Source organism: Bacterioplanes sanyensis, from assembly GCF_014652515.1.
GTDB classification, from domain to species: domain Bacteria; phylum Pseudomonadota; class Gammaproteobacteria; order Pseudomonadales; family Oceanobacteraceae; genus Bacterioplanes; species Bacterioplanes sanyensis.
The window spans coordinates 210,433-222,910 of the sequence record NZ_BMYY01000004.1 but is presented as its reverse complement, the minus strand read 5'-3'; the positions used below and the strand labels follow the sequence as shown (position 1 = coordinate 222,910).

Here is a 12,478-nt window from a genome sequence, read left to right as displayed (position 1 = left end):
AGGTAAGCCATGAAACACTTAGTGACTGTCATCGCTGCTGGCATGTTGTCTTGCTCGCTGCTGGCGGTGGTGCCAACCACCGCCGTGGCCGCTGAGGGCGATTCGTCTCGCAGTGAGAAGCGAGTGAAGCGTGTGCAAACCATGCGTGAGCAGGTGTTTAAGCGCTTGGATACAGCCCGCGAGTTGGCCGATGAGCAAAAGTATCAGGAAGCCCTGGAAGAACTTCAGGACCTGTCTGATATGCGTCGTAACTCCTATGAGAAGGCCATGACGTACAACATGTTTGCCTACGTCTACTTCAACCAGGAAAACTACGTCGATGCCATTGGCGCCTACGAAAAACTGGTCGCGATTGATGAGATTCCAGAAAGTCTGGAGCAAAATACCTTGTATAGCTTGGCCAAGTTGCACTTGGTGCAGGAAGACTACAAGAAAGCTCTGGGGCCATTGAATCGCTGGTTTGGCTTGGTTGACAAGCCAAGTGCTGAAGCTCATGTGCTGCGCGCACAGATCTACTTTCAGCTGGATCAGTACAAAAAGGCCTTGCCAGATATCAAGTTCGCCATCGCGGATGTTAAGGCAGACGGTAAAAAACCACGCGAGAACTGGCTGATGCTGGAACGCGCGATTTATTACCAGAACCGCGACTATCCAAACTTGGCGCGCTGTCTGCAGGACTTAGCGACTTTATACCCTAAAGGGCAGTATTGGGTGCAGCTGGCGGCGGTGTACAGCGAGCTGGGCAAGCCGATGAAAGAGTTGTCGACGCTGGAGACGGCTTACGACAAAGGCTTGCTGCAAAAAGAAAATGAGCTGGTAAACCTGGCTCAGGCGCTGCTGTCGCAGGAGGTGCCCTACAAGGCTGCGCGTGTGATCGAGAAAGGCCTCAAAGAGGAAAAAATCGAAGCCACTGCGCGTAACTTGTCACTGCTGGGCGATGCTTGGATGCTGGCCAAAGAGTACGACAAAGCGATTGTCGTGATGGCAAAAGCAGCCAAGGCATCGGGCGAAGGCGATGACTACTTTAAGCTGGCCCAAATCCATACTGAGCGCCAAGAATGGAAGCAAGCGCTGAGCAACGTCAATCAGGCATTAAAGGACGATGAGCTGAAGAACGCTCACAGTGCTCGTATCTTGAAAGGTCTGGTGATGTTTAATATGGACAACCTAGACGGTGCAGAGAAGGTCTTTGCGGCAGTCAAGGCCAGTGATCCTGATGATAAGGTTGCTAATCAATGGCTGTCTTACATTAAAAGTGAAAAGCAGCGTCGCGCTTATATGGCCGAGGTGCGTTAGGCACGTCGCCGTATTGGCTGATAAAGCGGCTCGGGTCTTTCAGGCTCGGGCCGTTTTTTTAGATAAGAGAGTAAGAAATGGCGTTTAAATCCATCGATAAAGATCGCTACCAGCGGCAGGTGTCACGCTTGCAATGGGGGCTGATGGCCAGTTTGTTTGTTGTCGGGTTGGGTTTATCAGAGTTGTATCATGGGTTGTGGCCCAGCAATGATGGCTTGTGGTTAAACCTGGCTGCGGTTATTTCTGCCGTTGCCGTGCTGTCATTGGTGGTTTATCTGTTGCGCCAGCAACCTTGGATGGCCGATGTGCGTTACGTTTTGGCGTTAAAAGGTGAGTTAAACCGTATTTATCGGGCCAGTCGTAAGTTAGAAGCAGCACTGGCAGAGGATAATGTCGATGCGATCATCGTGCGCTATTACAGTTTGCACGGTTCTTTATATGTTTATCAGCTGGAAAACAATACCCTGACCCTTGAGGAGCTAACGGCGCAAATACGTGAGTTGGATGCTCAAATTGAAAGGCTGGGGTTAAGCGTTAGCCTCGACGATTACCAGCGTGAACGTTTGCAGCGCTTATAACCGCACAGATAGCTGCTAGCGCGCTGTGCGGATGTACACCCTAGTCAAGTTATGTAAAATGCTGGATTCCGAATTTCTGGCAGAGCAATAGCGTCATGATGAAGTACGTATCGACCCGCGGAAGTGCCCCCGAACTCAGCTTTGAAGAAGTGTTGCTGACCGGTCTGGCGGCCGACGGTGGCTTGTATGTTCCCAAGGATGTCCCGCACTTCAGCTTGGAAGAAATAGAATCATGGCGTGATCTGCCATACACCGAGCTGGCCCATAAAGTCATTTACCCATTTGTGGAAGGCTCGGTCGATCCTGATGCCCTGCGCGACATGATTGAGCAGGCTTACTCCGTGTTTGGCCACAAAGCCATTGCGCCGCTGCAGCAGTTGGACCACAACGAATACGTGCTGGAGCTGTTTCATGGCCCCACCTTGGCATTTAAAGATTTTGCCCTGCAGCTGTTAGGTCGCTTGCTCGACTACGTGCTTGAGCGTCGCAATGAAAAAGTGGTCATTATGGGGGCGACCTCAGGCGACACCGGCTCGGCCGCCATTGAAGGCACCAAGGCCTGCAAAAATGTCGATATCTTTATTCTTCACCCGCATGGCAAAGTATCCGATGTCCAGCGCCGTCAAATGACGACGGTACAGGGTGATAACATTCACAATATCGCCATCGAGGGTAACTTTGACCAAGCCCAAGATATGGTCAAAGCCAGTTTCCGTGATCAGCAATTCTTGCGCGGTGAGCGCAAGTTGGTGGCCGTTAATAGCATCAACTGGGCCCGCATCATGGCTCAGATCGTGTATTACTTTTATGCCAGCCTCAACCTAGGCGGGCCGCTGCGTTCAATGGCGTTCTCTGTGCCGACGGGGAACTTTGGCGATATTTTTGCCGGTTACATGGCACGCAAGATGGGCTTGCCCATTGAGCAGTTGGTCATTGCCACCAACAGCAACGATGTTCTGCATCGTTTGATGAGCAGCAACCTGTATGAAGTGAAGCCGTTGCATCACACCATTACTCCGTCCATGGACATTGCGGTGTCGAGTAACTTCGAGCGCTTGCTGTTTGATCTGTACGATCATAATGGCGAAGAAATGAGCGCCTTGATGGAGCAAATGAACCAGCGCGAGCACAGCGTTGAGTTAGATGCCGATCGTTTAGCCCGTGCGCGTCAGGTATTTGATAGCCACGCCGTCGACGAAGCGACCACCGTCAGCACCATTCAGGCGGTCTATAACGAAACGGGTTATTTGCTCGACCCTCATACCGCCATCGGTGTGGAAGCTGCGCGCCAGACGCGTCGTAATACCGGTATTCCAATGATCACCTTAGGCACTGCGCATCCGGTGAAATTCGAGCAGGCCATCCAACAAGCGGGTTTCCCTACGCCTGAATTGCCGCATCACTTGGCAGATTTAATGAGCCGTGAAGAACGCGTGACTGTGCTGCCAGCTGAGTTGGATAACGTGCAGCAGTTTATTGCCGATACCGTGTTTGCCTAACACGCACGCCACTGCCTTTGGCAGTGGCGCTATTGCCATGTCTTTACCTGATGTCGTCCTGCAGGCCTTTTACGCATACGATCAATTGCGTGATGCCGTTTACCTCATTGACCCTGCGAGTGGTCGCATACTGCTGTCCAATCGCAGCGGCTGTCAGCAACTGGGGCTGAGCCAAGCTCAACTGTCGCAGCAAACGGTATTTAGTCTGCAGCGCGATGTGGTCGATCTTGAGCATTGGCACGCCATCGTCGCGGCGATTCGAGAAGTGCCGGACTACATTTTTTGTGGTCGACATGTACGCGCTGATGGCAGCGAGTTCTCAGTGGAAGTGTTGTCCCATTTGGTAACCTGGGGTGGCCAAGAGTATTTGCTATCGCAGGTGCGAGATTTGCAGCGCCGTGATGCTGTCGAGCAACAGCTGCGCAGCCGCGAGCCACTGTTGAACTTTGCGTTAAATGAAGCCACCGATGGCATGTGGGATTGGAACATCGCCACCAACGACGTTTTTTTTAGTCCGCAGCTAAAACGTATGCTGGGCTATGGTCCGTATGAGATGAAACCGCAGCTGAGTAGCTGGGAAAACAGCCTTCACCCGCATGATCATCCCCACGTCATGGAGGCGATTCGGGCGCATATTCATGGTCAATGCAGTGCTTATCAGGCGGAGTATCGCATCGCCACTCGCAACGGTCAGTATTTATGGGTGCGTGACCGTGGTCGCGTGTGCTTGACGGATGATGAGGGCAGAGCGTTGCGAATGGTGGGTATGGTATTGGATATCAGCGAGCAAAAGCAGTTAGAGCAGCGTTTACTGGCATTGGCATCGCATGACGATCTCACTGGCTTGCTCAACCGCCGCGCCGGCTACGATCAGTTTGAACAGCAATTGCAGTTAGCCGGTCGCTACCATACGCCGCTGTCGGTGGCGCTGTTGGATATCGACCACTTTAAGCGCATTAATGATCAATATGGCCACCAACAAGGTGACCAAGTGTTGCAGCGGGTGGCAGAATTGCTCACGTCGCGACTGCGACGCACGGACATTTTGATGCGCTGGGGGGGCGAAGAGTTTTTGCTGTTAATGCCGCATACCCATTTGATGGATGGACACCATTTGTGCCAGCAGTTGTGCCAGCAGCTGGCGGATGAGCATTGGTCACACAGCGCTGAGGCGGTTACTCTGAGTATCGGCTTGACGTCGGTGCAGCCAGGTGGTGGCAACATCGCCGAACTGGTACATCATGCCGACCAAGCGCTTTATCGCGCGAAAGCCGCCGGCCGCAATCGCATTGTTGTGGCTGAATAAAAAACAAGGTTCACTGATTAGGAGTGCTATGCAGTATCTGGAATGGCAGGATTATCGCCAGGGTTGGATCTTTCGTCACCGCGAGTTACCGGTGGATGAGGCCGACCTTGCTCGTATTCGTCCGTTGAATGCACACAGTGCAGAGCAGCTGTGGCGCCAGCAAGTAAGTGCCGAGGCCAGTCATGCCAGCCATTTTCTCAGTGATGACTGGCCGGCACGAAATGGCATTTGGCAAAGTCAAAAACTGGATTGGCAGCAGCGCTGGGAAAGTCAGAATGGCGATATGCCAGAGGAGCTATTGCAGCACTGTGACTGGCAGGACAATACCGTTATTTATTTCTGTTACGACGTTCACCATGTGGTTGAAACGGAATGGGTCTTATTCAAGCGTTATTGGAAAAACTTTTTATTCTTTGACGATGGTCCGCTGCTGCTGGGTAAGCGTCGCGCGCAAGTTGCGCAGTTCTTTAGCGACGGCCAATACCAGCTAGGCGAGCGACCGCTAAAATAACGACAGTGTCGGGTTTGCAAGGCTTTTGTATGGCGTCTTATAGATATTTAAGTCGCCAAGCTAGGTCTTCATGAGCGGCAGTGATAAGCAGGCCGGACTATCACTAAAAAGTTGAACAGACGAGCAATGGATTTCACCGGCACTCTTTAAATACGATTCATTGTTATTTTAATCATGTTTAAAAGTTATGGCGGATAGCTGATACCTTTTATTTATTGGCGGTCTGGGTGTTTGCGGCTTACACTCTGCCGAAATATGCATGGAGTGAGCTTATGCAAGGCGACAGCAAGGTTATTGAACACCTTAATCAGATATTAAGTATCGAGTTAACCTCGATTAATCAATATTTTCTGCATGCCCGCATGTTTAAGAACTGGGGCTTGCAGGAGCTGAATGAGAAAGAATACAAAAAATCGATAAAAGATATGAAGCAAGCCGACGCTCTAATCGAGCGCATCTTGTTTTTAGAAGGGCTGCCGAATCTGCAAAAGCTCAACCGTTTGCGAGTGGGCGAGGGCACAGAAGAAATGCTGCGCTGTGATCACGAGCAAATTACCGAGCAGCTGACGGTCATGCGTGACGCCATTGCTTACTGTGAAAGCGTCAAAGATTTTGTTAGCCGTGAGCTGTTGCGCGATATCCTTGAATATGAAGAAGAGTATCTGGACTGGCTTGAAACTCAGCTGCAGCTGATTGGTGACATCGGTATCCAGAATTATCAGCAAGCCATGATGGAGGAGTGAGCATGAAAGGCGATCCACAAGTTATTGCAAAGTTAAACGAGCTGCTGGCCGGAGAGCTCAGTGCCATGGACCAGTACTTTATTCACTCCCGCATGTATGAAGATTGGGGGCTGACCAAGCTGCACGCGCGGATTGACCATGAGTTTGAAGATGAAAAAGAGCATGCGTCAAAGCTGATCGAGCGTATTTTGTTCCTGGGTGGCACCCCTGACATGGTCACTCGTGTGCCGCTCAACATCGGTAAAGACGTACCCTCCATGCTGCAAAGCGATTTGGACCTAGAGTACAAGGTCATCGTCGACTTGCGTGAGGTCATGGCCTTGTGTGAACAGGTGCGAGACTTCCAAACCCGCGATATGTTGCAGGTGTTGCTAGATGACACCGAAAATGACCACACTCACTGGTTAGAACAACAGCTGGGGTTGATCGATAAAATCGGTCTTGCCAACTATCTGCAATCACAGATGTGATGCCCGTCTTCCGTTTCTGAAGAGGCGCTCGTGTTGTGCACGGGCGTCGCTTTCTGCCCTCTCTCTTCGCTCTGACTTGTGGTTAAATGCGCGCAGTTTTTTGCGTGGAGTAGAGCATGATTCACAAAGCCTGGTGGTGCTGGCCGGTACTGCTCAGCGGCTGTGCTTACTGGCCATCAGCTGAACACCGATCGCTGACGTCAGCCACTGTAGCGGACAGCTTGGCGCAGCAGCAGCAACAGCAAACCGAACAGCTATCCCAGCAATGGCAGCAGGCCTGCGGCGATTGGCAGCAGCAGCTGAGCCGTCTCAGTGAGCAATTGCAGCAGTTGCAAACAGTATCCGTGCCTGAGTCTGCACCGGCGGCGACCCCGCAACCTTGTCTGGCGGTTGAGCCCGAACAAGCGGAGCAAGGCGACAAGGTCATCGTTGGTGCCGTTGAATGGCTGTATTTGCCGGCTCTGGCTCAGTATTTGCCTGGCCGCATCGACAGTGGCGCTACCACGTCATCGCTCAGTGCCACCCAAATGACTCCCTTCGAGCGCAATGAAGAGCGCTGGATTCGCTTTACCGTGACCCATGATGAAATCGGCGGCGCGGTGGAGTTGGAAGCGCCTGTGGTGCGCTATGTACGCATTCGCCAAGCGTCGAGCGATGAACTTGAGCGCCGCGCCGTGGTCAATCTGACGGTTTCGTTGGGTAAATCATTGCGCCAAGATACTGAGTTCACCCTGACCGATCGGCGCGACATGGATTACCCGCTATTACTTGGACGCGAATTTTTGCGCGATGTGGCCCTAATTGATGTCGCCCAAGAATTTATTCATCCCAAACCGCCGGTGAACAAAGCCGGCCCTGTAGAGGGAGAAAACAGCGAATGACGGCGCGCGGGCCTGTGTGGCTGATTGTGTTTATGCTGGTCATTGGCGTTGGTCTGATTCTTCATCGCCACCTGCAATACGATGTGCCGTTATTGCCGGGTGAAAGCCAAACCCTGTGGTTGGTCGAAGCGCGCATCGACTTTGTTGCCGATGGTCAGCCGGTGCGGGTTGAAATGGCCAGACCGACGCCGCAGCAAGCGCTGGTGCCGTTGCAGGAAACCGGCGCATCACCCGGTTACGGCCTCAACTTTGTTGAGCAGCCTCATGCCCGTGCTGTGTGGACGGTGCGAGAAGCGCAGGGGCCGCAAACCCTGTTCTATCGCAGTGAAATTCTAGTGAGCCCAGGTCAAGCTGCAGTGACCATGCCCGCTCCCGTATTGCGTCAGAGACAGTGGCCCGCGCCTTATGCCAATGCCATTGACGACTTGCTGCAGCGTGCGCACAGCACGTCGGCAGATAACTTCAGTTTCAGTCGCGAGCTGCTCAAGCTGCTGGCGGCGCCGCAGCCGCTGCAACATGTGGTGTTACTGAAGGAAAAATACGGCTCGGACATGGCCTTGCTGATTGCCGATATGCTGCAGCAAGCCGGCATTCCAGCGGCCGTGGTCTACGGTTTGCAGCTGGAAGACGGCCGCCGAAACCAGACCTTAATGCCTTTGATTCAAGTCTGGCAGGGTGAGCACAATGAGATTTTCGCCGTGCCTGGGCGCGCGCCCAAAAGCCTGGAACCTGAGCAGCTCTTGATCTGGAATCCAGGTGGTCAGCCGGTATTGGATGTGATGGGAGCGCGTCACTCGAACATTCGCTTTTCTATGATTCGCCAGCAAGATGCGGCTTACGGTGCCTTATCTGAGCAATTATCGGGTCAATACGATTTGTTTAATTTCTCGATTCACGCCCTGCCGATTGAAGAACAGGCGGTATTTAAGACCATATTGCTGCTGCCCATTGGTGCCCTGATCGTTTGCATCTTGCGCATATTGGTGGGGCTGCGCACGTCTGGCACCTTTATGCCGGTGTTGATTGCTTTGGCCTTTATGCAAACGTCGTTGGTGACGGGCTTGATTGGCTTTATTTTGGTCGTTGGAGCAGGGTTGCTGGTGCGCAGCTATTTATCCAACCTTAACTTGTTGCTGGTGGCACGAATTACGGCGGTAATATTGTCAGTGATTGCCATTGTCGGTGTCTTCAGTGTACTGGCGTATAAGTTGGGTTTGACCGAGGGGCTGAAGATTACGCTGTTCCCCATGATTATCTTGTCTTGGACCATTGAGCGCATGTCGATCCTATGGGAGGAAGAAGGCGCGCGTGAAGTGGTGGTGCAAGGCGGCGGTAGTTTGCTGACGGCGGTATTGGCGTATCTGGCCATGAGCCATGTTTGGATTCAACATTTGACCTTTAACTTCCTCGGTCTGCAGTTTGTGGTGTTGGCATTGGTGTTGATGATTGGCTCCTACAGCGGTTATCGCTTGTTGGAATTGCGCCGTTTTCGTGAGTTTGCCAACTGATGTTGCGTCGTTGGCAAGCGATTCGTCAGCGCGGCATTCTGGGAATGAATCGTCGCAATCGCGAGTACATTGGTCGCTACAACGACCGCGCCCTGTATCCGCTGGTGGATAATAAGCTGCGCACCAAGCAACTGGCTGAGCGCTTTGATATTCCCACGCCCAAGTTGCTGCATACCGTCACAACCCAGCACGATGTTTACCAGTTGCATCAGTATTTGCCTCAAGGCGAAGGTTTTGTCATCAAACCGGTAAAGGGCAGTGGTGGCAAAGGCATTGTGGTGGTGGATCGGGTTGAGGGTGATGTTTTTATCAAAGCCAGCGGTGCACGCATGACGCTGACGGATCTACGCCGCCACGTGTCCAATACCTTATCTGGCTTGCACAGCCTCGGCGGCAGTCCGGATAGCGCCATTATTGAACAGCGCGTGATTGCCGATTCTGTGGTGCAAGCCTACGGCTATGAAGGCTTGCCTGATATTCGAGTGATTGTTTGCTGTGGCTTTCCGGTGATGGCGATGACGCGCCTTCCAACGCGTGAATCTGACGGCAAAGCCAATTTGCATCAAGGGGCCATTGGCGTGGGCTTGGATATGGCCTCCGGGCAGGCCATCAGTGCCGTACAGCATGGTCAGCCGGTTATTCTGCACCCAGATACCGGCAAAGCGCTGGAAGCACTTCAAGTTCCAGGTTGGTCGGATTTACTGACCTTTGCGGCAACCTGTTATGACATGACGGGGTTAGGCTATTTGGGGGTTGATTTGGTGATCGATGAGCAGCGCGGGCCACTGTTGTTAGAGCTGAATGCTCGCCCAGGTTTGGCCATTCAGGTGGCAAACCAAACGGGCTTGTTACCGCGTTTACGTGCTGCCGAGCGACGCCGGCAGGAAGCGCTGCGTTGGTCGCCGGCTCGGCGGGTAGAGATGGCACAGGAGACGTTTGCTCACTCCAGTAAAGCCTCTAGCCCAGAAGACAGCTCTGTTATTTGATCCAGTTGATCAAACAGTGCTTGCTCGTTAAGGCCCAGCTGATGAGCGGTGTGGCTGGGGAATTGATCGATCAACTCATCCTCCGGCCAGTGTTCAAGCTGGGCTTTGCGTAAATAGCGCGCCAGATAAACAATGCCGGCGGTATTGCTGAAGGGTAGCTCTAAATCTGGATTATTTTGTCCAGCCAGTGCTTCCTGAATCGCTTTGGGGAACTTCCAGCGCCGCGCCAGCTCAGCTCCGGCTTCCGCCGAGGTAAAGCCCAGCTGAACCTGTTCTAGCAAATGACGCGTTCCACCCAATTTTACTGACTGCTCAATGCTGTCTGCGGCGTCTGGCATTTGTTGATGGATCAGCAGTTGGCCAATGCTATGCAGCATGCCGCAAGTAAAAGCGGTGTCGCCATCGCCATCGGGTGTGAACTTGGCCAACCAGCGAGACAGCGCGGCAACCGAGAAGGCATCGCGCCAGAACGCAGCTTGATCGAATCGTGGTGTGGGCTTGAAGGCCGAAGTCATGCCTGATGCCAATACCATGGTGCGTAAGGTGCTAAAACCTAAAAAGGTCACCGCATCTTCGGCACTACTGACTTCACGTCCAATGCCGTAGTGGGCGGAGTTGGCCAAGCGTAACACCTTTGCTGTTAGGGCTTGATCGAGGGCCACTTTCTTTCCTAAGGCGTCAATGCTGACGTCATCGTCATCAAAGCTAGTGATGATGTCCTGCACCACCTTGGGAATATGGGGCAAGGCAGTGTCACTATTAAACAGATCTGACAAGCTCATGGATTTTCCTTATGACTTGGGCGTTGTTTTATCAGCATAGGGCGGGTTTGCGTATCTGGCGACTAATCCATGAGTGCTCAGAACAATTGACCTTGCTCACCGCTGGTGGCACGTCCGTCTATGTGGTTGTCAGGTGTGTGAGGGTGAGCTGCTGGCTGGTTGGCAAACAGATCTGGTTGGGGCGATGGGCCTTCTTCGTTGATTTCTTTCGCAGCTTTTTGAGCTTGCAGTATCTTGCGCCGTCTTTTATCGCAGAGGTTAATGATCAGCTGTTGCTGAAAGGGCGTGAATTCATGCCAGTGAAAACGCTCTTGGCGACTGCGTAAGCAACCTTTGCAGTAGCCGCGATTATTGACTTGGCAAACGCCCCGGCAGGGGTTGGGAATAGGAAATAACTCGCCCTGATCCAGCATCGAAGTACATCGCCTGTGGAGGTGATTGGGCTATTTATCTAAGCATTACGAAGGAGGGAAAAGCAAGAAACCCAGCGGCGGATGCCGCTGGGTTAGGAAAATCAGACTGGAGTCACGTTTTCCGCTTGAGGACCTTTTTGACCTTGAACCACTTCCATGGTTACGGTCTGGCCTTCTACCAGTGTTTTACGGCCGTTACCGTTGATTGCACTGAAGTGAACGAATACGTCTTTACCGGAATCTTGAGCGATGAAGCCGAAGCCTTTTTCATCGTTGAACCATTTGACGGTGCCTTGAACTAAATCTGCCATGCGTTTTTCCTAACAGTTGTGCCATTATTGGCGGGTATTACTTGAGCATACGCTGTTGTTACTGGTTCGAATGAGTGCCTAGTAGCTGCAGCCATGCCTTTCTATCGACCAGTATCATGCATATCGTTCAAATATGGAGCACTCGTCAATACCACCGGAGTTAACCGGCAGAGTCATAGTAGCCCACTTCCCTGAGCATACCAAGCAGCTTTTGCTTTCATTCGTAAGTTTTTGGCGTTGCCGTTGACTGAGAGTCGCTCAGCTGTGTTGCAATTTGATGACGGGTGCGCCATTGCCAGTAGCTAGCTAGCGCCGATCCGCTCAGGTTGTGCCAAATACTAAATAAAGCCCCAGGCAGGGCGGCCAGCGGGCTGTAGTACTTCATAGCCAGTGCTACGCCCAAGCCGGAGTTTTGCATGCCAACTTCAATGGCAATGGTACGCGCCTCGACTTTGGTTTGTCCGCTCCAGCGCGCGACGCCGTAGCCGATCGCCAAACCCAAAATATTATGCAGTGCCACTGCGGCGATGACAGGTAACGCAAGGGTCGCGACTTCTTCGGCATTGAGGGCGACGATAATGGCAATAATGAAGAGGATAACGGCGCTGGCCAAGTCGGCTAAATAGCGCTGTAGGACCTGGCGCAGTTGCGGCAAAAAACGGCTGACCAGCAATCCTACAAGAATGGGCAAAAGTACGATCTGCGCCAATGTGGCCAGCATTGCCAGTGGAGCGACTTCTACGTGGGCACCGGCGTAAAACCACACCAAATAGGGCGTTAATACCACGCCCCAGAGGGTGGAGAGCAAGGTCATGCTGACTGACAGGGCGACGTCGCCACCGGCTAGATAAGTAATCACATTGGAAGCGGTGCCACCGGCGCAGGCACCGACCAACATCAAGCCAATTGCGAGCTCGTTCGGTAGTTGTAGCAGGTTGGCTAGCACCCAGGCCAATAGGGGCATGACGCTAAACTGCAACACCACCCCCAGCGCTAACGGCTTGGGTTTGTTCCATACGCGGCGAAAATCCTGCCAGCGCAGCGTCAGCCCCATACAGAACATCACCAGCATGAGTAGCGGCACAATGGCGTCGCCCCAGCTGAGCAAGGGGGCAGGTTCGTACCAAGCCAGTACGCTGACGGCAATGGCAAGTAACGGGAACAAACGGCTGACTGATAACATAGGGCCTCCTG

The 12,478-nt window shown here is 52.8% G+C and carries 14 protein-coding genes; 10 read left to right on the top strand and 4 right to left on the bottom strand.

The features are described 5' to 3' along the window. Window positions 1-9 precede the first annotated feature (9 nt). The 10 genes from IE090_RS08465 (at window position 10) to IE090_RS08420 (ending at window position 9,778) form a co-directional block, all read left to right on the top strand. Complete coding sequence (locus IE090_RS08465) at window positions 10-1,296, top strand: tetratricopeptide repeat protein (protein WP_189387928.1); 1,287 nt, start codon at window positions 10-12, stop codon at window positions 1,294-1,296. Window positions 1,297-1,373: 77 nt separating this feature from the next. Next, window positions 1,374-1,874, top strand: coding sequence for a DUF3087 family protein (locus IE090_RS08460; protein ID WP_189387927.1), 501 nt, complete (start codon window positions 1,374-1,376; stop codon window positions 1,872-1,874). A 98-nt stretch (window positions 1,875-1,972) separates the two neighbouring features. Further along, complete coding sequence (thrC, locus tag IE090_RS08455) at window positions 1,973-3,373, top strand: threonine synthase (protein ID WP_189388049.1); 1,401 nt, start codon at window positions 1,973-1,975, stop codon at window positions 3,371-3,373. A gap of 37 nt (window positions 3,374-3,410) precedes the next feature. Continuing rightward, complete coding sequence (locus IE090_RS08450) at window positions 3,411-4,679, top strand: sensor domain-containing diguanylate cyclase (RefSeq protein WP_189387926.1); 1,269 nt, start codon at window positions 3,411-3,413, stop codon at window positions 4,677-4,679. Window positions 4,680-4,707: 28 nt separating this feature from the next. Then, window positions 4,708-5,190, top strand: coding sequence for a DUF2947 domain-containing protein (locus tag IE090_RS08445; RefSeq protein WP_189387925.1), 483 nt, complete (start codon window positions 4,708-4,710; stop codon window positions 5,188-5,190). Window positions 5,191-5,462: 272 nt separating this feature from the next. After that, window positions 5,463-5,933: a bacterioferritin gene (gene bfr / locus IE090_RS08440; RefSeq protein ID WP_189387924.1), complete on the top strand. Its 471-nt coding sequence runs from the start codon at window positions 5,463-5,465 to the stop codon at window positions 5,931-5,933. A gap of 2 nt (window positions 5,934-5,935) precedes the next feature. Beyond that, on the top strand, window positions 5,936-6,403 hold the full coding sequence (gene bfr, locus IE090_RS08435) for a bacterioferritin (RefSeq protein ID WP_189387923.1): 468 nt from the start codon (window positions 5,936-5,938) through the stop codon (window positions 6,401-6,403). A gap of 116 nt (window positions 6,404-6,519) precedes the next feature. Next, the gene (locus IE090_RS08430; protein WP_189387922.1) at window positions 6,520-7,284 is read left to right on the top strand and encodes an ATP-dependent zinc protease family protein; all 765 of its coding nucleotides are present in this window, start codon (window positions 6,520-6,522) and stop codon (window positions 7,282-7,284) included. Continuing rightward, the gene (locus tag IE090_RS08425) at window positions 7,281-8,792 is read left to right on the top strand and encodes an inactive transglutaminase family protein (RefSeq protein ID WP_189387921.1); all 1,512 of its coding nucleotides are present in this window, start codon (window positions 7,281-7,283) and stop codon (window positions 8,790-8,792) included. Before IE090_RS08430 ends, IE090_RS08425 begins: the two co-directional genes overlap by 4 nt. Continuing rightward, window positions 8,792-9,778: an alpha-L-glutamate ligase-like protein gene (locus IE090_RS08420; protein WP_189387920.1), complete on the top strand. Its 987-nt coding sequence runs from the start codon at window positions 8,792-8,794 to the stop codon at window positions 9,776-9,778. The genes IE090_RS08425 and IE090_RS08420 overlap by 1 nt, the downstream gene beginning before the upstream one ends. Here IE090_RS08420 and IE090_RS08415 read toward each other — a convergent pair. The 4 genes from IE090_RS08415 to IE090_RS08400 form a co-directional block, all read right to left on the bottom strand. After that, window positions 9,733-10,560, bottom strand: a complete 828-nt coding sequence (locus IE090_RS08415) for an HDOD domain-containing protein (RefSeq protein WP_189387919.1) — start codon at window positions 10,558-10,560, stop codon at window positions 9,733-9,735. The genes IE090_RS08420 and IE090_RS08415 overlap by 46 nt on opposite strands. Window positions 10,561-10,637: 77 nt before the next feature. After that, window positions 10,638-10,973: a DUF1289 domain-containing protein gene (locus tag IE090_RS08410; RefSeq protein ID WP_229815594.1), complete on the bottom strand. Its 336-nt coding sequence runs from the start codon at window positions 10,971-10,973 to the stop codon at window positions 10,638-10,640. Between the two features lie 101 nt (window positions 10,974-11,074). Next, a complete protein-coding gene (locus IE090_RS08405) occupies window positions 11,075-11,284 on the bottom strand; it encodes a cold-shock protein (RefSeq protein ID WP_189387918.1) in 210 nt (69 codons plus the stop codon). A gap of 217 nt (window positions 11,285-11,501) precedes the next feature. Next, window positions 11,502-12,467 (bottom strand): bile acid:sodium symporter family protein, encoded by a 966-nt coding sequence (locus tag IE090_RS08400; protein ID WP_189387917.1) that lies wholly within the window; start codon window positions 12,465-12,467, stop codon window positions 11,502-11,504. Window positions 12,468-12,478: the final 11 nt, after the last annotated feature.